Origin of the sequence: Burkholderia sp. ABCPW 14 (assembly GCF_001523835.1) — a bacterium.
Taxonomy (GTDB): Bacteria; Pseudomonadota; Gammaproteobacteria; order Burkholderiales; family Burkholderiaceae; genus Burkholderia; species Burkholderia mayonis.
In genome coordinates, this window is sequence record NZ_LOVS01000196.1 from 1 (window position 1) to 17,093 (window position 17,093).

Consider the following 17,093-nt stretch of genomic DNA (forward strand, 5'->3'; position numbering starts at 1 on the left):
ATCTTCCTGAAATTTGCGTGGCCGTATCTGCTTGCTGCGCTGCTCGGCGCGGCCACTGGCGCCGGCATCGAGCACCTGATCGGCGCGCGCGAGCTTGCCGACGAGCAGGCCGCGCGCGCGGCGGACGCTCAGCGGCATGCCGGCGATCTGGCCGCGATCTCGCAGGCGGCGCTCGACGCCGAGAAGCGTGCAATTGCCGCGCACGACGCGGCCGCCTCGTGGGTGGCCGCCATCGACGCACAATTCACGAAGGAGCGAATCGACCATGAAACCGAAAATCGCAGCGTGCGCGCTGCTCTCGCTACTGGCACTGACCGGCTGCGCGTCGCCGTCCGGAACTGCACTGCAGTCGGTGCCGGCGGTCTGCCCGGAGCCGCCGGCACCGCCGGCGTGGGCGATGGTGCCGCCACTGTCGCAGACCTCGACCCAGCGGTTGCGGAGCGCGCTTTCGCTGTCGCCGGCGACGACCAGCGCGAAATCGACAAACTGAAGGCGGTGCAGGGGTGGGTGTGTGCGGTGCGGCCGGCGACGCCCGGCTGCCAGTGAATCCGCGCGTTCGCGAGGCTATTCGACCCTAGAATTCATGGGAATGAAGCGAGAAAAACATAATAGAATCAAGCCCTCGATTCTGTTTTCTGTTCCCATTTATGTGCCTCACATCCGCCCTGCAATTGGGTTGGCGGTTAGGATTGTGATTCCTGTCGTCGTGGGTTCGAGTCCCATCAGCCACCCCAGAGATTTCATTGCAAAACAGGCGCTTCGGCGCCTGTTTTGCTTTCTGCGATCTGAATTTCGGGGCACAGTCCCAGTTTTCCGGATTCGCGCCATTGCGTTTGCCGTTTTCGCGTTCCGTCTTTCGGATCGCCGATGCGCTGCGCCCGGGTTCGCGTGTGCCGCGAAGTTGAGCGGCCGCGTATTGCAGCCGTCTGCGACTGTTCGGCGAGTGCCGATGTTTATGCACTCAGCATCCGGCTCGGTCTGCGTAAACGCCGGTGTTGCCACCAACTTCGACTCCGACGCGGCGATGGTGACGTGCCTTATCAGGATGGCCGAAAATGATCGGCACGAGTCCGGCAAGCCGGCAGCGGCGCAGGCGCACCTATGCGCTGTGCGGCTGGGCGCGCCCGGCTGCCGCCGACCGGGGCGGCAGATTTCTCTCGGAAGCGGGCCATGACGGTCCCGAGCCAACCGGTCCCACATGGCCGTCGCCGCTACACCCGCTCCGTTATCTGCTGCGGCTCGACCGACGCCGTGCCGCCGCCGTTGGAGTCGGCATCGTCGCGCGGGTCGTCGAGCTGGCCTTCCCACTTCGCGACCACGGCGGCGGCAATCGAGTTGCCGACCGCATTGGTCGCCGAGCGGCCCATATCGAGGAACATGTCGACGCCCATGATCAGCAGCAGGCCCGCCTCCGGCAGGTTGAACTGGTTGAGCGTCGCCGCGATCACGACGAGCGATGCCCGCGGCACGCCGGCCATGCCCTTCGACGTCAGCATCAGCAAAAGCAGCATCGTGATTTGCGTGCCGAGCGGCAGATCGATGCCATATACCTGCGCGATGAACAGTACGGCGAACGTACAGTACATCATCGAGCCGTCGAGGTTGAACGAATAGCCGATCGGCAACACAAAGCTCGAAATCTTGCGGTTCACGCCGAAACGGTCGAGCGCGTCGAGCAGCTTCGGATACGCGGCTTCCGAACTCGCGGTCGCGAACGACAACAGGAATGGTTCGCGGATCAGGCGGATCAGTGAGAACGTGCGCTTGCCGAGGAACACGAGGCCCGCGAGCGTCAATACGCCCCACAGCAGCGCGAGTGCGAGATAGAAGCTGCCCATGAACTTCGCGAACGTGAGCAGGATGCCGAGTCCTTCCGTCGTGATCGTCGATGCGAGCGCCGCGAACACCGCAACGGGCGCGAACCACATGACCGCGCCTGTGACCTTCAACATCACTTGCGCGAGATCCTCGATCACGCCGGTCAGGCGCTTGCCTGCGTCGCCGAGCGCGGACAGCGCGGTGCCGAAGAAGATCGAGAACACGACGATCTGCAGGATCTCGTTGTTCGCCATCGCCTCGGCGATCGACTTCGGCACCAGGTGGATCACGAAGTCCTTCAGCGTGAACGAGCCGGTCGTCAGGTCGAGGGCGGCATCGGTGGCGGGCAGCGGCAGGCTCAGATGGCTGCCCGGCTGCAATACCGTCGCGGCCAGCAGGCCTAGCAGCAGCGACGTGAACGATGCGATGAAGAACCAGCCGAGCGCCTTCACGCCGACCCGGCCGACCGCACCAGTATCGCCCATGTGCGCGATGCCGACCGTCAGCGTCGCGAACACCAGCGGCGCGATGATCATCTTGATGAGACGCAGGAACACGTCGGACAGCAGCGATACGTAGCCGGCGATTTCCTTCGCGACGTGCGGATCCGGGAACGCGCTATGGCAGCCATAGCCGACGGCGATGCCGAGGATCATCGCGATCACGATGTACGAGGTGATGTTGCGTCTTTTCTTCATGAGGAGTCCAAATTGCACGGCGGGTGTTGCGAATGACGGCGCGGTCGCCGGCGTGCAAGCAGTGGACCTGGAACCTGATCTGTTCGCGCGCCTTACGGTACGGCGCGCACCAGGCAATTCTTGCTGGATGCGCTTGACAGGGCGCGATCGCTCGATGCAAGAGGCGATATGTTACTCCAATTGGCTAGATTGCTTTCAAAATTGAAAGAATAGAGGCGTCGTTTCCCCTCGATAAGCGGACGCAGCAATCGTCCAACGGGTTACGTCGCGTGGATTGGCGACGGCAGCGCCGGGGCCTTCGTTTTGGCAGTTTGCGGCGCAAGCCGAATGCGCCCCGGCGGAGTCTGCGGCATGGGCGGTAGCGCGCGTCTGCCTATCGCCAAGTCGTTTCGGCGCGTGGCATTCGGTTATCACGGAGCAGGCGGCGCAGCCTCCCAACAATCCAGGCGGCCCCTCCAATTTTCCTTTGCCCCCTGGGGCGGGCGAGCGGCGCTTGCGTGTCGGACTTGGGCCTACCGGAGCGGCCGCCGCGGCGCCCCAATCCCTGGAATCGATTGCCGTACTTCGGGATTGCGCCGCGCTCGCGCGGATTGCGCGCCGCGCCTCTTCGATCGTCGGCGTGAAGCCGGACATCTTGCGAATGCGCTGCTTGACGCCGGGTGACGAACGGACTTTCTTGCTTCTGACGCCGGGAAGAGGGGAAGCTCGCGTTGCCTGAATCCGGACTCAAACGCGATCGAGGCATGTGCGCCCATGACGGAGCGACGATGTGCGTCGGCGACGCCAGAAGCCGCGCCGAGTTCGAATCGCGTCGACCGTAGCGGCAGACAATCCGCGCATCGGCGGCGGTCACGATGCGAGATCGCATGCGCATTGCCTGTCTGCGACAGCGGCACGTTTACCGATCCGATTCGCTGTCGCAATGCGCGGACCACTCGCGCGCGAGCATCGCGAAGATCACGTCGTCGACCCACTCGCCGCGCAGATAGTAGCTTTCGACGTGATGCGCTTCTTGTCGGAAGCCAAGCGCCCGAAATAGCGCCATGCTCGCGGTGTTGCGAGGATCGACGGACGCGACGAGTCTGCGATGGCCCCATTGTCGAAAAGCGAGGTCGATGCAAGCCGTCATGACTTCGCGTGCGTACCCTTTGCGCTGGTGCGCGGGACTCAGCGAGATGCCGAATTCGACTGGCTCCGTGTCGGTTGCGGGAAAATGTAAGCCGAGGTCGCCGATCAATTCGCGCGTCGGCTTGCTGCGAATCGCGAGTTGGCACCACGCGCCGGCCTCGCCGAATGCGACGTCCGATTGACGCGCGATGAAATCGCTGGAATCCGCGACGCTGGCCGGACGCCAGCCCTGATATCTCCAGACTTCGGGATTGCCGCGATAGTCGAACAAACCTTCGGCATCGCGTTGATCGAGCGTGTCGAGGAGCAATCGCGCCGTTTCGATCGCGGCGCTCGTCTTTTGTGACATTCGATATGCCTTCTGGGCAGACTTTGTGGGACGCCGTCGACAGGCGCGGCGGCGTTGTAGGGCAGTGTCTTCAGCGGTCGAATTTCAGCGGTCGAATATATCGCTTGATGTTCGAGCGGCAGTTGCCGCGCGCATGTAGACGATCATGGCGACCGGCCGTCGAATCCATCAGGTTGCCGAGCGAAAGGGGATTCGATTGATTGCGCGGATATCCTTCGCATGCTCGGTCATGATCTGCGGCCGAACCGATGCGTTTTGCGTGATGCGCGTCGATCATCGTGGACGTTGCGGATCTCGATCGACGGAGGCCGATGCAATGGGCGTGCGCGGTCGGGATCGTCCGCGCTTCGGAGGCGAGAGGGCGGTCTGTTGTCCAAGACGCCCGCTGTCGAGGCCGGAACGACGGTGGTCGAATTCGGATTGACGCGTGCCACGAAGCGGCGTGACGAACCGGGCCGTATGCTGGGTTCCGCGAGCGCGATCCCGAGGCGGCAGGCATCCGGTGACGCAATGCAACCGACCGCGCCGCGCTTGCTCGCATGCGCTCGGCCCGGCACGGCAGTCCCATCGCCGTGCTTCATCGAGCGTGCGCCGCCCGTCGTCATCCGACCTCGTCCACTTGCCGCTCGATCCAGCCGGGTCCCGGCAGCGGCTCGACGTCCAGCGGATCGATCGATTCTCCGCATTCGGAGCACACCATCACCGGATGCATCAGGTGCCCGCATGTCCGGTGTCGCAGCACGACGGGCGGCCCGTTGCCGTCGTCCTTCCAACGATCGCCCCACGCGGCGAGCGCGAGCAGCACCGGATAGAGATCGCGACCTTTCTGTGACAGACGGTACTCGAAGCGCGGCGGCCGGTCCTGATACGCGCGCTTCGTGAAGATTCCTTCGTCGACGAGCCGCGCGAGGCGCTCCGCGAGCACGTGGCGCGTGAGCCCCAGTTGGGTCTGGAACGCTTCGAAGCGGCGATGGCCGAGAAACGCGTTGCGCAGGATCAGCATCGTCCAGCGATCGCCGAGCACGGCGAGCGTGCGTGCGACCGAACACGGCATCGAGCCGATGTCGTCCCATTTCATGATCGTTTTCCGTGAAAACAGGGGAAGTGCGTTCGATTATAGAACGCACGCTCGAAACGGCGCGTCGCCCGCGTGTTGACAGCCGGTGAGCGCGTGCGAATAATGGGCGTCGTCATAAGTTCTTTTTTGGAACTGATGGGCGCGCGACGCGCCATGTTCCGCATCACTGCGAGGAGTATGTCGATGAATCCGATGTCCATGTCCGGTCTCGAACTGCTGCGCGCCGCAGCGGCGGGTGAAATACCCGCGGCGTCGATTGCCGAGACGATCCCGATGCGGCCCGAGAGCGTCGAGCTCGGCTACGTGAAGATGACCGCGCGCGCCGACGGACGCCATCTGAATCCGCTCGGCGGCGTGCATGGCGGCTTCGCCGCGACGGTGCTCGATTCCGTGACGGGCTGCGCGGTGCATACGATGCTCGATCCGGGCGTCGGCTACGGCACCGTCGATCTGCACGTGAAGATGCTGCGCCCGGTACCGCGTGATGTCGATCTCGTTGCCGAGGGGCGCGTGATCCATCTGTCGAAGAGCCTCGGCGTCGCCGAAGGGACCCTGAAGACGCTGGACGACAAAGTGGTCGCGCACGCGTCGGCGACGTGCTTCATCCAGCGGCCGGCGTGAGCGGCGCAGCGGTGGCCGGCGCTCGGCATCAGACATCGGGCGAGCAGCGAGCCACCGCGGATGTGGTGCCGGATGCGAGTGCATCGCCGGCGCGCCGGCGCCGCGATCGACGCTCCAGCGACGCTCGGCGGCGCGCGTTCTGAAGCAATCGTTTCGATGTGTTAGCTTCGGGTCTTTGCATCCGAAGCGACAGGAACCGCAGCATGGAATACCGCACACTCGGCGATTCAGGCGTTGAAGTCAGCTTGATCGGTCTTGGCACGATGACCTGGGGCGAGCAGAACACCGAAAGCGACGCGCACGCGCAACTCGATTACGCGATCGATCAGGGCGTCACGCTGATCGACACCGCCGAGATGTATCCGGTGCCGCCGAAGGCGCAGACGCAGGGTCGCACCGAAGCGTATCTCGGCACCTGGCTCGCGAAGCGCCCGACGCTGCGCGACAAGCTGACGATCGCGACGAAGATCGCCGGCCCCGCGCGCCAGCCGCACAACCCGACGCACATCCGCGGCGCGGGCAACCAGTTCGATCGCAAGAACCTGACCGAGGCGCTCGACGGCAGCCTGAAGCGCCTGCGCACCGACTACGTCGACCTGTATCAGTTGCACTGGCCGGACCGCAGCACGACGACGTTCGGCCGCCCCGCGTATCCGTGGATCGACGATCCGTACACGGTGCCGATCGAAGAGACGCTCGCCGTTCTCGGCGACTTCGTGAAGGCGGGCAAGGTGCGGCATGTCGGCGTGTCGAACGAGACGCCGTGGGGCGTCGCGCAATTCCTGCGGGTGGCCGAGAAGCTCGGCCTGCCGCGCATCGTCAGCATCCAGAATCCGTACAGCCTGCTGAATCGCACGTTCGAGAACGGCTTGTCGGAGTTCAGCCATCGCGAGCGCATCGGGCTCCTCGCGTATTCGCCGCTCGCGTTCGGCTGGCTGTCCGGCAAGTACGAAGAGGGCGCGCGTCCCGCCGGCGCGCGCATTACGCTGTTCGAGCGCTTCCAGCGCTACAGCAGGCCGCACGCGGTGCAGGCGACGTCGCGCTACGTCGCGCTCGCGAAGCGGCATGGCCTGTCGCCCGCGCAGCTCGCGCTCGCATTCGTCAACAGCCGTCCGTTCGTGACGAGCAACCTGATCGGCGCGACGTCGCTCGAGCAACTGCGCGAAAACATCGCGAGCGTCGACGTGAAGCTGCCGCCGGAGATCCTCGCCGAAATCGACGCGCTTCACGAGCGGCAGCCGAACCCCGCGCCATAACGGCTGCCGCGATGCAACCCGGCCGACGCGTCGCGCGTCGCCGGGCCTTGTTCCGCCGGGCGTGCGGCGTCCGCCGCCGCATATGCCCTGATCGGAGAATCGCGCGCCGCGTGCGATAATCCCGCCTTTCCGTTATCGGTCCGGTTCGTCCGAACCGGGCGTTTGATTCCGCATCCGAAATCGAGGCGTTGACGAGCCGCCATTCGCCGCGCCGTGCCGCGATGCGGCATACGTCCGTTTCCGACGTTTCGCTTCGATGCGCAACAACGCTCAATCACACGCATTCACGGCGACCAGCATGAACAGTTCCCGTTCCTATACCCCCCACCCGGCGCTTGGCCTCGCGACGTTCGTCCTGCTGGCCGTCGCGGGCCTCTTCTATGTGAAGTGGTTTCCGTACTATCACAAGGCGTTCGTCGCGGCCGAGCATCATTCGATCGGCCAGTCGATCCTGATGGGCGCGGCGGCGCGCGCGCCCGAGCCGTCGCTGCAGGCGGCGCTCGACTACGCGTGGGCGTATGGCAAGGCGATCTGGCAGGCGATGGTGCTCGGCCTCCTGCTCGGCTCGGCGGTGCAGGCGCTCCTGCCCGCGCACTGGGTCGCGCGTGCGCTCGGCGGCACGGGCTTCGGCAGCGTCGCGGCAGGCGGTCTGCTCGCGCTGCCCGGCATGATGTGCACGTGCTGCGCGGCGCCCGTTGTCGCGGGCCTGCGCGAGCGCGACGCGTCGCCGGGCGGCGCGGTCGCGTTCTGGCTCGGCAACACGGTGCTCAATCCCGCCGCGCTCGTGTTCATGGGCTTCGTGCTCGGCTGGCACTGGAGCGCGCTGCGGCTCGTGCTCGGCGTCGCGATGGTGTTCGGCGTCGGCTATCTGCTCAACCGTCTCGCGGGGGAGCAGACGCGCGTCGTCGACGACACGCTGCGCGCGAAGCTCGTCGCCGAGCAGGCGGCGGCCGGCAACGCGTTCGCGCGCTGGGTGAAGATATTCGTGCGGATGACGGTGCGCCTCGTGCCCGAATATCTGGTGCTCGTCCTGCTGCTCGGCGCCGCGCGAGCGTGGTTGTTCCCGCATATCGGGCCGGACATCGGCAACGGAATCGGCTGGATCGTCGCGTTCGCGATGGTGGGCATGCTGTTCGTGATTCCGACCGCGGGCGAGGTGCCGATCATCCAGGCGATGCTGTCTCTCGGCATGGGCGTCGGGCCGGCGGGCGCGCTGCTGATGACGCTGCCGCCCGTCAGCGTGCCGTCGCTCGCGATGCTCGCGCGTTCGTTCAAGCCGACGACGCTTGCGCTTGTCGCGGCGCTCGTCGTTGCGTTCGGGGTGATCGGCGGGTTGGCTGCGGTCGCGCTCGGGTTTTGAGGGTGGCGAATCCGGAGGCGATCGGTCGGAAAATTCGATTAGGGCGCTCGGTCGACGCGCCTCGGCCGCAGGCGCGCCTGTGGCGTGCCGGGTCGGATCACGCGATCGGAGATCGGCGCTCGGAGATCGGGGATCGGCAGTCGCGGCGATTGGCGATCTCCATTAGCGCACGATCGGCAGCGCCGGGCGGCAACCGCCCGGCGATTCCTGCACAACGGATTCGATCGCATCGCCACATCGCCGACACGCCGGCCGTCCGCACGCACGTAATCGGGCCGGTCTCGGAATCGAGGCCGGCCGTCATTTTCAGAAGCAGAAGCAATCAGGAAAACGCATGACGAAACACAAGGTACATCCTCGCCTCGAACAGGCACTGACGCGCGGCGATCTCGCGATTCGCCAGGCCAACTCCACACGGGCGACCGCCGTGCTGAACGCGCTCGGCAAGATGATCGTCGAGGCGTCGGCGACGATCGGCGTCGACGCGAGCATCGACATTCCGCAGGGCGAGCGCGTCTACGATCCGGTCAACGGACTGTGGCCGCAGAAGATGCTCGTGTCGTTCGACGGCCCCGTCGAGGATGCCGATCCGGAGGAATTGCGCACCGTGTATCTGCTCGCCGACGATCCGGGCACGGTGTTCCGCGTCGAATGGCACCGCGCGGACGGCAAGCTCGGCCGGCAGGAGGGCGGGCCGCTCGCGACTGTCGCGTTCCTGACCGATGTCGAGATGCCTTGGAGCGACGACGACGAGTGATCGTCGCACTTGCGGCCGCGCGGCGCGTGACCCGCGGCGCGGCCGAAGGGCCGCACGTTCGGCGTTTGGCTCGCGCGCCCGGCGTCGCGAGCCGGCCGGCCTGCCGGCTTCGTCAGCGCATCATCCGCCGCCTGAACAGGCGCGCGCAGACGAAGAATCCGCCCACCGCGTACGCGGCGAGTATGGCGACGTGGATCGCGACGTCGGTCGCCGGACGGCCGAGCATCGCCGGGCGGATCAAATCGACCGCATTCGCGAGCGGCAGCGCGCGCGCGACGTGCTGCGCGAACTCGGGCAACTGCGTGAGCGGGAAGAACACGCCGGACAAGAGCAGCATCGGCGTCAGCGCGAGCGTCTGATAGAACATGAAAAAATCGTAGGACGGCGCGAGCGCGGTGACGATCATCGCGAGGCTCGCGAACGCGAGGCCGGCGAGCGCGATCACCGGCAGGGCGACCAGCATCGACGGAAGCTTCGCATAGCCGAGCACGCCGGCGACGAGCATGATCGCCGCGCCCGACAGTATCGCCTTGCTCGCCGCCCAGGCGATCTCGCCGAGCACGATGTCGCCGAGCGACAGCGGCGTGTGCATGATCGCTTCCCAGGTGCGCTGCACGTGCATCCGCGAAAAGCCCGAGTACATCGATTCGAAGCTCGCCGACATCATCACGCTCGAGCCGACGGTGCCGGCCGCAAGGAACGCGATGTACGACACGCCTTCGACGTGCCCGACCATCAACCCGAGGCCGAGCCCGAGGCCGAACAGGTAGATCATCGGATCGGCGAGATTGCCGAACATCGACGCGATCGCGAGCTTTTGCCAGACGAGATAGTTGCGCCGCCAGACGGCGATCCAGTTGGTTGCGTTCGCAGGCAGCGCGAGCGCGAACGCGGATTCGCGCTCGCGAAGCGCGACGGCCGGCTGCGATGTGTAGTGGCGAGTGTCCATTGTTTCAGTCCTGCATCTCGCGGCCGGTCAGCCGCAGGAATACGTCTTCGAGATTCGCGGGGCGGTGCAGATAGCGCAGGCCCGTGCGGCCCTTCAGGCGCGCGTTGATCGGCTCCGGATCGTCGACGTAGCAAAAGAGCGTTTCGCCACTGATCTCGGTGCGCTCCGCGAGCGGCGCGAGCTCGTCGCGCAACTGCACGGGATCGGGCCCGTAGATCTCGATCACATCGCAGCCGATTTCCGTTTCGATCAGCGCGCGCGGCGCGCCTTCCGCGATCTTGCGGCCTTCCTCGATCACGCATAGGCGGTGGCACAGGCGCTCCGCCTCTTCCATGAAGTGCGTGGTCAGCAGAATCGTCTTGCCGCGCGCGAGGAGCGAGCGCAGCCGTTCCCACATCAGATGCCGGGCCTGCGGATCGAGGCCCGTCGTCGGCTCGTCGAGCACGAGCACGTCGGGATCGTTGACGAGCGCGCGCGCCAGCGTGAGCCGCCGCTTCATCCCGCCCGACAGCTCGCTCACCCGCGCGTCGGCCTTGTTTTCGAGCTTCGCGAACTCGAGCAGCGACGGCACGAGCGAGCGCGCCTCGTGTGCGGCGAGCCCGAAGTAGTGGGCGAATACCACCAGGTTCTCGCGGACGGTGAAGTCGGGATCGAGGTTGTCGAACTGCGGCACCACACCGACGCGACGCCGTGCATGCCGCGCGCGAGACGGCACGGGTTCGCCGCACAGGCTGATCGAGCCTGCGTCCGGATACGTGATGCCGAGCAGCATCTTGAGCGTCGTGGTCTTGCCGGCGCCGTTCGGGCCGAGCAGGCCGAAGCATTCGCCGGGCTGCACGTGAAAGGACAAGCCGTTGACGACGAGCTTGCCGTCGTAGCGTTTCTCGACTGCCTGAAAATCGATCGGTGCGACGGACATGGGCAAGTGAATATCGATTGGAATCGTGCAACACGAACGGGCCATTCTAGTGCATCGATCGCATCGCTTCAGCGCGCTTGCCTCGTCACGGCGCACATTGCTCGGCTTCGTGCACCGCATCATCGCGCGTTCGGGGTGCGAGGCGAATCAGCGTTTTCCAGCGCTTGCATCTGGAATTGCGGCGCAGCATGATGGGTCCCTGCGCCGGTCGCGCATTAGGGAGGCCAAGATGGCTAGCTATAAAAAAATTCTGCTCTGCTACGACGGCACGCTCGAGGGCCGCAAGGCATTGCGATGCGGCGCCGATCTGGCGCTCGAACTGAAAGCCGAAACACACTTGCTGTCGGTCGTCGACATGCGCTCGAGCATCGCGCAAAGCGCTGGCCTGCTGACCGACGTCGCGTGCAGCCGCTTCGAGGAAACCGCACGCGAGATCCTGCAAGAGGGTGTCGACTGGCTGACCGAGCATGGCGTGCAGGCGCAGGGGCATTTCGCGTTCGGCTACCCGATCGACGAGATCGCGAATCTCGCGACGAAGCTCAACGTCGATCTCGTCGTGGTCGGCCATCGCTGCCGCAGCGGTTTGTCGCGGTGGTGGATGGGGTCGGGCAACACGCAACTGCTCGATCGCGTGTCGTGCAGCATTCTGGTCGCGTGCTCGTCGCCGGCGGAGCAGAAGGCCGAAAGCGCGAAGGAAGCAACGGCGGCGACGGCCGGACGCTGATTGCGCCACCGACATACATCGGCGCGTGGCGCTACGGAGTCTGAATCGGCCGCGCGGGCGCGCGGTCGATATTCGCCGCTTAACCTGATCGCCGATGTCCGCCATCGGGTTATTTCGCCATCAGTTAAACGGGTGAACGAATCGAACCGGTTCCAGCCGATTTATTGAGCAGCAAGGCTGACTGGTTCCGCTGGTTCGTTTCGTATCGTTTGAAATGATCGCTGAACCGCTGTCGTTTCCGCGCGCATGCGCTAGGCCCGGCATTGACGCTTGCTTCACTTGGCGTACAGCCGACGGGCGGTTCTAATTCACTCGTCGTGCAAATCGACTGCCGACAATTTCCAACCGAAGATTCCGCTGCGACGAAAGATCGCGGCATAGCGCACGCTGCCGTCGTCGCGGCGATACGTGACGACGAATTCGTCGAAGCTCCGGTAGGCGGCGCTCGTCTGCGGCGACGCGCCGGATGGCGAACTCGCGGCGGCGGACGGCGTACCGGATGCGGGCGACGGCGCGGCTCGCGCCGCCGTGTTGCTTGCGGCAGGCGTCGCGTCGCTTGACGCGGCAACTGGATTGCTGGGGCCGCCCGACGACGTGCTCGCTGCTGGCGCGACCGTCGCTGCCTGGCCCGCCGCTTGATCGGCGGGCCGCTTCAGCTCGGGCGGCCGTTGTCCGGACTGCGCGCGCGGCGGCAAGCCGTTCATCAGCGCGGCGACGCCGTCGGGCGTCGCATAAGCATCGACGAGCGGGCCGACAAGCGCCGAGCCGATCAGCGCGCCGATGATCGCGAGCGGATTGTCGCGCTTTTGCGTATCGATGCGCCGCATCAATTCGTCGGTGAGCTGCTGCTTCAGGCTGATCCGCAAAGCGGGGAAATCGACGTAGGTGCTGATTGCCCGCGCATCGCGCGCATCGATCGCCTGCTTCATCTGCCTGAGCGCGAGATAGGGCGACGCATACGCATAGACGATCACCGCCGCGGCGACGACAAGCGCGACGACGATCGAAACCGGCTTCAGGAATCGCCTTTGCGGGCGCACGGCAGAATTCAAACGGCCTCCACGACGAGACGGACGAACGGGCTCCGAAGATCAGAGACCTTGTTGCGTCAATGAACGTTCCTCGGCGATGCAGCGATCGATCATCCGGCAGATCGCATCGACCGTGCCGACCATGATGAAGCGCGACGGCCCGTGATAGACACGCACCGGCGCGCGCCGCTCGGGTTCCGCGTGATGGAGCGAACCGTTCAGCGACACGCGCGCGAATGCCGGCAGTGCGGACGGCAGCAGCGACGGCTGCGCGTCGCCCTCGCTGCGCGGCTGGGCGGCGACGAGCGGCGCACACGGCGTGCGTCCGCGCAGATGGCGCAGGCGGCCGAATTGGCGGAAGGGCAGCAAGCGGGCGAGGCGTTCCATAGGGTTCTCCAGATCCAGTCGAATGGCGGGAAAGACGGGCGGTGCCGCGGGCGGGCTGCGGGGCGGTCAGAATTCGCCCGGGCGGATCAGCCCGACGGCGACGCCTTCGAGCGCGAATTCCGCGCTGCCGGCCTTCACGAAGATGTTCTCGTAATCGGGGTTCTCGGCGATCAGCTCGACGCCGCCGGGCCGGCGCATCAGGCGCTTGACCGTGACGTCGTCGCCGAGCCGCGCGACGATGATCTGGCCGTTCTTCGCCTCGGTCCGCTTCTGCACGGCGAGCAGATCGCCGTCGAGGATGCCGGCGTCGCGCATCGACAGGCCGCGCACCTTCAGCAGGTAGTCGGGCTTGCTCGAGAAGAGCGCGGAATCGCATGCGTAGTGCTGCGAGATGTGCTCCTGCGCGAGGATCGGGCTACCGGCCGCAACGCGGCCGACGAGCGGCAGCGACAGTTGCATCAGCGCCGCGTGCGGCAGCGTCAGCTGGTGCGGCGAATCCTCGATGCCGATCAGGCGAATGCCGCGCGACGCACCCGCCGCCAGTTCGATCACGCCCTTGCGCGCGAGCGCCCGCAAGTGCTCCTCGGCTGCGTTCGGCGAGCTGAAGCCGAGCTCGGCGGCGATTTCCGCGCGAGTGGGCGGAAAGCCGTCGCGCTCGATCGCGCGACGAATCAAGTCGAATACTTGCTGCTGACGGGCGGTGAGTTTGATCATGGCATGACTGTATGGATAGACAGTGAGCTGTATTTTTATACAGTGTCCGCGGAAATTCAAGCGTTACTTGAAGTTCGGTGCTATCACGGCGATTCCGCCGCGATCCGGCTGCGTCACAGCGCCGCTTCGGCCGCGATAGCCGTCGATCGGGCGGTCGTTACCACTTTTGAGTATTAAAAAATGAGGAACGATTATTTTTAATGATGAAACCTGTTCGTTAGACTGGCCCGACATCACAACCAATGACCCACACGGAGAACAACGGATGGTCAAGCGGAACACGGGGCTGGCGGGCGGCGTACGTCGTCTCATCGCATCACTCGCGCTCGGCGCGACGGCGGCGCTCGGCGCGCTCACGCCGGCGCTCGCGGACACGACGTTCCTGAACGTCTCGTACGATCCGACGCGCGAGCTCTATCAGGATGTCAATCAGGCGTTCGGCAAGGAGTGGAAGGCGAAGACGGGCGAAACGGTGAACTTCAAGCAGTCGCACGGCGGCTCGGGCGCGCAGGCGCGCTCGGTGCTCGACGGCCTGCAGGCCGACGTCGTGACGCTCGCGCTCGCGTACGACATCGACGCGCTCGCGAACAAGGGCCTCATCAACAAGGATTGGCAGAAGCGCTTGCCGGATAACGCGTCGCCGTACACGTCGACGATCGTGTTCCTCGTGCGCAAGGGCAATCCGAAGGGGATCAAGGACTGGGACGACCTTACGAAGCCGGGCGTGTCGATCGTCACGCCGAACCCGAAGACGTCGGGCGGCGCGCGCTGGAACTACCTCGCCGCCTGGGCGTACGCGCAGCACAAGCCGGGCGGCAATGCGCAGACGGCGAAGGATTTCGTCTCGAAGCTGTACAAGAACGCGGGCGTGCTCGATTCGGGCGCGCGCGGCGCGACGACGAGCTTCGTGCAGCGCGGGATCGGCGACGTGCTGATCGCGTGGGAGAACGAGGCGTTCCTGTCGATCAAGGAGTTCGGCGCCGACAAGTTCGAGATCGTCGTGCCGTCGGCGAGCATTCTCGCGGAGCCGCCCGTCGCGGTCGTCGACAAGGTGGTCGACAAGAAGGGCACGCGCAAGCTCGCGGACGCGTACCTGAACTTCCTGTACAGCAAGGAAGGGCAGGAGATCGCCGCGCGCAATTACTACCGGCCGCGCTCGAAGGACGTGCCGGCCGCGCTCACGAAGCAGTTCCCGAAGCTGAAGCTGTACACGGTCGACGACACGTTCGGCGGCTGGACCCATGCGCAGAAGACGCATTTCGCCGACGGCGGCGTGTTCGATTCGATCTACACGCCGCAATGAGCGACGACGGGCGGCGCGCCGCGATCCGGCGCGCCGTTCCGCGATACAACGACATCGGGCTGACGGACGCGCGGGCAACGCGGCGCGTCCGTCAAGCTGTTGAACCCATGTGCATTACCCTGGAAGAGCATTCCGCATGACGACGTTCACCTTCCGCAAGCCGAGCGCGCTGCCCGGATTCGGCGTGACGCTCGGCATCACGCTGGCCTACCTGAGCCTCGTGGTGCTGATTCCGCTCGCCGCCACTTTTCTGAAGACGGCGACGCTCACCTGGGATCAGTTCGTCGCCGCGACGACGTCGCCGCGCGTGCTCGCGTCGTACCGGCTGACGTTCTTGGCCGCGTTGGGCGGCGCGCTCGTCAACGCGGTGTTCGGCTTTCTCGTCGCGTGGGTGCTCGTGCGCTACGCGTTTCCGTTCAAGCGGCTCGTCGACGCGATCGTCGATCTGCCGTTCGCGCTGCCGACGTCGGTCGCGGGCATCTCGCTCGCGGCCGTCTACGCACAGAACGGCTGGATCGGCAGCTATCTCGCGCCGCTCGGCATCAAGATCGCGTTCACGCCGTTCGGTGTGCTCGTCGCGCTGACGTTCATCGGCCTGCCGTTCGTCGTGCGCACCGTGCAGCCGGTGCTCGAGGACTTCGAGCGCGAGCAGGAGGAAGCGGCCGCGTGCCTCGGCGCGTCGCGCTGGCTCACGTTCCGGCGTGTCGTGCTGCCCGCCGTGACGCCCGCGCTCCTGACGGGCTTCGCGCTCGCGTTCGCGCGCGCGCTCGGCGAATACGGCTCGGTGATCTTCATCGCGGGCAACGTGCCGATGAAGTCGGAGATCACGTCGCTCCTCATCATCACGAAGCTCGAGCAGTACGACTATGCGGGCGCGACGGCGCTCGCCGTCGTGATGCTCGTCGTGTCGTTCGTGATGCTGCTCCTCATCAATACGCTGCAGTGGTATCTGCAGCGCCGCACCAGCCGCGGCGCAAGCGGCCCGGCGCCGACGGCGCACGCGGCGACCGCCCTCGGAGGCGCGCAATGAGCCACGACGTCGTTCAGACCCGCGCCGCCGCCGCGCCCGCCGATCCGCGCCGCGCCGCCGCCGACGCGAGTGCGCGCGCGCGCCGTCTCGACCCCGTCAGCGAGCCGCGCGCGGTGCGCTGGCTGCTCACGGGCACGGCGCTCGTGTTCCTTGCGCTCTTTCTCGTCGTGCCGCTCGCCGCCGTGTTCTTCGAGGCGCTGCGCAAGGGCCTCGATTTCTATCTCGAATCGCTCGCCGACCCGGATGCGTGGTCGGCGATCAAGCTGACGCTGACCGTCGCCGCGATCGCGGTGCCGCTCAATCTCGTGTTCGGCGTGTGCGCGTCGTGGGCGATCGCGAAGTTCGAATTCAAGGGCCGTGCGCTCCTGACGACGCTCATCGACCTGCCGTTCTCGGTGTCGCCCGTGATCTCGGGCCTCGTCTACGTGCTGCTGTTCGGCGCGCAGGGCTGGCTCGGGCCCTGGCTGCAGGCGCATGACGTGCAGATCATCTTCGCGGTGCCGGGCATCGTGCTCGCGACGATCTTCGTCACGTTCCCGTTCGTCGCGCGCGAGCTGATCCCGCTGATGCAGGCGCAGGGCTCCGACGAGGAGGAGGCCGCGCGCGTGCTCGGCGCGTCCGGCTGGCAGATCTTGCGCCGCGTGACGCTGCCGAACGTGAAGTGGGGCCTGCTGTACGGCGTGATTCTCTGCAACGCGCGCGCGATGGGCGAGTTCGGCGCGGTGTCGGTGGTGTCCGGCCACATCCGCGGCCAGACCGATACGATGCCGCTGCACGTCGAGATTCTCTACAACGAGTACAACTTCGCGGCCGCGTTCGCGGTGGCGTCGGTGCTCGCGCTCCTCGCGCTCGTCACGCTCGCGCTCAAGCTCTTCGCCGAGCGGCGGCTGTCCGCCGACCTCGCGGACGGCCGTGACGCCGCGCCCGCCGCGCATCCGAGCGCCGCCGTCACTTCGTCGATTTCGTAAAGA

At 66.0% G+C, this 17,093-nt stretch carries 18 protein-coding genes; 9 read left to right on the forward strand and 9 right to left on the reverse strand.

What is annotated here, in order from left to right:
• The first annotated feature begins 6 nt into the window (after positions 1-6).
• Positions 7-546, forward strand: coding sequence for a lysis system i-spanin subunit Rz (locus tag WS62_RS29015; protein WP_066578562.1), 540 nt, complete (start codon positions 7-9; stop codon positions 544-546).
• 665 nt (positions 547-1,211) lie between these two features.
• Here the strand turns inward: WS62_RS29015 and WS62_RS29020 are convergent.
• From WS62_RS29020 to WS62_RS29035, 4 genes are all read right to left on the reverse strand, one after another.
• On the reverse strand, positions 1,212-2,516 hold the full coding sequence (locus WS62_RS29020) for a dicarboxylate/amino acid:cation symporter (protein ID WP_066578330.1): 1,305 nt from the start codon (positions 2,514-2,516) through the stop codon (positions 1,212-1,214).
• Positions 2,517-3,414: 898 nt separating this feature from the next.
• Complete coding sequence (locus WS62_RS29025) at positions 3,415-3,993, reverse strand: GNAT family N-acetyltransferase (RefSeq protein WP_066578333.1); 579 nt, start codon at positions 3,991-3,993, stop codon at positions 3,415-3,417.
• A 70-nt stretch (positions 3,994-4,063) separates the two neighbouring features.
• Positions 4,064-4,270, reverse strand: a complete 207-nt coding sequence (locus WS62_RS29030) for a hypothetical protein (RefSeq protein WP_066489800.1) — start codon at positions 4,268-4,270, stop codon at positions 4,064-4,066.
• 324 nt (positions 4,271-4,594) lie between these two features.
• Complete coding sequence (locus WS62_RS29035) at positions 4,595-5,071, reverse strand: winged helix-turn-helix transcriptional regulator (RefSeq protein WP_066578336.1); 477 nt, start codon at positions 5,069-5,071, stop codon at positions 4,595-4,597.
• Between the two features lie 183 nt (positions 5,072-5,254).
• Here WS62_RS29035 and WS62_RS29040 point away from each other — a divergent pair, with 183 nt between their 5' ends.
• From WS62_RS29040 to WS62_RS29055, 4 genes are all read left to right on the forward strand, one after another.
• Positions 5,255-5,692 (forward strand): PaaI family thioesterase, encoded by a 438-nt coding sequence (locus WS62_RS29040; protein WP_066578564.1) that lies wholly within the window; start codon positions 5,255-5,257, stop codon positions 5,690-5,692.
• 203 nt (positions 5,693-5,895) lie between these two features.
• Positions 5,896-6,948 carry an NADP(H)-dependent aldo-keto reductase gene (locus WS62_RS29045; protein WP_066578340.1) on the forward strand — a complete coding sequence of 351 codons (1,053 nt, stop codon included), beginning with the start codon at positions 5,896-5,898 and terminating at the stop codon, positions 6,946-6,948.
• Between the two features lie 298 nt (positions 6,949-7,246).
• Complete coding sequence (locus WS62_RS29050; RefSeq protein WP_066578565.1) at positions 7,247-8,308, forward strand: permease; 1,062 nt, start codon at positions 7,247-7,249, stop codon at positions 8,306-8,308.
• Positions 8,309-8,642: 334 nt separating this feature from the next.
• Positions 8,643-9,065, forward strand: a complete 423-nt coding sequence (locus tag WS62_RS29055) for a hypothetical protein (protein ID WP_010103912.1) — start codon at positions 8,643-8,645, stop codon at positions 9,063-9,065.
• A 112-nt stretch (positions 9,066-9,177) separates the two neighbouring features.
• Here WS62_RS29055 and WS62_RS29060 read toward each other — a convergent pair whose 3' ends face one another.
• Together WS62_RS29060 and nodI are read right to left on the reverse strand one after the other, a co-directional pair.
• Entirely contained in the window at positions 9,178-10,014 is an 837-nt protein-coding gene (locus WS62_RS29060) for an ABC transporter permease (RefSeq protein WP_066578345.1), read from the reverse strand.
• A gap of 4 nt (positions 10,015-10,018) precedes the next feature.
• Entirely contained in the window at positions 10,019-10,978 is a 960-nt protein-coding gene (gene nodI / locus WS62_RS29065; protein WP_269435312.1) for a nodulation factor ABC transporter ATP-binding protein NodI, read from the reverse strand.
• Positions 10,979-11,162: 184 nt separating this feature from the next.
• Here nodI and WS62_RS29070 point away from each other — a divergent pair, with 184 nt between their 5' ends.
• Complete coding sequence (locus WS62_RS29070; RefSeq protein WP_066578348.1) at positions 11,163-11,657, forward strand: universal stress protein; 495 nt, start codon at positions 11,163-11,165, stop codon at positions 11,655-11,657.
• Between the two features lie 308 nt (positions 11,658-11,965).
• Here the strand turns inward: WS62_RS29070 and WS62_RS29075 are convergent, their stop codons facing one another.
• The 3 genes from WS62_RS29075 to lexA form a co-directional block, all read right to left on the reverse strand.
• Entirely contained in the window at positions 11,966-12,709 is a 744-nt protein-coding gene (locus tag WS62_RS29075; protein WP_066578350.1) for a DUF2939 domain-containing protein, read from the reverse strand.
• Between the two features lie 39 nt (positions 12,710-12,748).
• Complete coding sequence (locus tag WS62_RS29080; protein WP_066578351.1) at positions 12,749-13,075, reverse strand: hypothetical protein; 327 nt, start codon at positions 13,073-13,075, stop codon at positions 12,749-12,751.
• Between the two features lie 66 nt (positions 13,076-13,141).
• A complete protein-coding gene (lexA, locus tag WS62_RS29085; RefSeq protein WP_066578353.1) occupies positions 13,142-13,789 on the reverse strand; it encodes a transcriptional repressor LexA in 648 nt (215 codons plus the stop codon).
• A 265-nt stretch (positions 13,790-14,054) separates the two neighbouring features.
• On the opposite strand from lexA, the gene WS62_RS29095 reads away from it, so the two are divergent.
• From WS62_RS29095 to cysW, 3 genes are all read left to right on the forward strand, one after another.
• Complete coding sequence (locus WS62_RS29095; protein WP_066578357.1) at positions 14,055-15,092, forward strand: sulfate ABC transporter substrate-binding protein; 1,038 nt, start codon at positions 14,055-14,057, stop codon at positions 15,090-15,092.
• Positions 15,093-15,228: 136 nt separating this feature from the next.
• Positions 15,229-16,122, forward strand: coding sequence for a sulfate ABC transporter permease subunit CysT (gene cysT / locus WS62_RS29100; protein WP_066578360.1), 894 nt, complete (start codon positions 15,229-15,231; stop codon positions 16,120-16,122).
• Complete coding sequence (gene cysW / locus WS62_RS29105; RefSeq protein ID WP_066578363.1) at positions 16,119-17,090, forward strand: sulfate ABC transporter permease subunit CysW; 972 nt, start codon at positions 16,119-16,121, stop codon at positions 17,088-17,090. The genes cysT and cysW overlap by 4 nt, the downstream gene beginning before the upstream one ends.
• Positions 17,091-17,093: the final 3 nt, after the last annotated feature.

What these genes read in the sequence shown, in the direction of transcription:
- WS62_RS29020 (WP_066578330.1), bottom strand. Translation starts at nt 2,516, where the DNA reads ATGAAGAAAAGACGCAACATCACCTCGTACATCGTGATCGCGATGATC.
- WS62_RS29040 (WP_066578564.1), top strand. Translation starts at nt 5,255, where the DNA reads ATGAATCCGATGTCCATGTCCGGTCTCGAACTGCTGCGCGCCGCAGCG.
- WS62_RS29050 (WP_066578565.1), top strand. Translation starts at nt 7,247, where the DNA reads ATGAACAGTTCCCGTTCCTATACCCCCCACCCGGCGCTTGGCCTCGCG.
- WS62_RS29095 (WP_066578357.1), top strand. Translation starts at nt 14,055, where the DNA reads ATGGTCAAGCGGAACACGGGGCTGGCGGGCGGCGTACGTCGTCTCATC.
- WS62_RS29035 (WP_066578336.1), bottom strand. Translation starts at nt 5,071, where the DNA reads ATGAAATGGGACGACATCGGCTCGATGCCGTGTTCGGTCGCACGCACG.
- WS62_RS29025 (WP_066578333.1), bottom strand. Translation starts at nt 3,993, where the DNA reads ATGTCACAAAAGACGAGCGCCGCGATCGAAACGGCGCGATTGCTCCTC.
- WS62_RS29055 (WP_010103912.1), top strand. Translation starts at nt 8,643, where the DNA reads ATGACGAAACACAAGGTACATCCTCGCCTCGAACAGGCACTGACGCGC.
- WS62_RS29080 (WP_066578351.1), bottom strand. Translation starts at nt 13,075, where the DNA reads ATGGAACGCCTCGCCCGCTTGCTGCCCTTCCGCCAATTCGGCCGCCTG.
- nodI (WP_269435312.1), bottom strand. Translation starts at nt 10,978, where the DNA reads ATGGCCCGTTCGTGTTGCACGATTCCAATCGATATTCACTTGCCCATG.
- WS62_RS29060 (WP_066578345.1), bottom strand. Translation starts at nt 10,014, where the DNA reads ATGGACACTCGCCACTACACATCGCAGCCGGCCGTCGCGCTTCGCGAG.
- cysW (WP_066578363.1), top strand. Translation starts at nt 16,119, where the DNA reads ATGAGCCACGACGTCGTTCAGACCCGCGCCGCCGCCGCGCCCGCCGAT.
- WS62_RS29070 (WP_066578348.1), top strand. Translation starts at nt 11,163, where the DNA reads ATGGCTAGCTATAAAAAAATTCTGCTCTGCTACGACGGCACGCTCGAG.
- cysT (WP_066578360.1), top strand. Translation starts at nt 15,229, where the DNA reads ATGACGACGTTCACCTTCCGCAAGCCGAGCGCGCTGCCCGGATTCGGC.
- WS62_RS29030 (WP_066489800.1), bottom strand. Translation starts at nt 4,270, where the DNA reads ATGATCGACGCGCATCACGCAAAACGCATCGGTTCGGCCGCAGATCAT.
- WS62_RS29045 (WP_066578340.1), top strand. Translation starts at nt 5,896, where the DNA reads ATGGAATACCGCACACTCGGCGATTCAGGCGTTGAAGTCAGCTTGATC.
- lexA (WP_066578353.1), bottom strand. Translation starts at nt 13,789, where the DNA reads ATGATCAAACTCACCGCCCGTCAGCAGCAAGTATTCGACTTGATTCGT.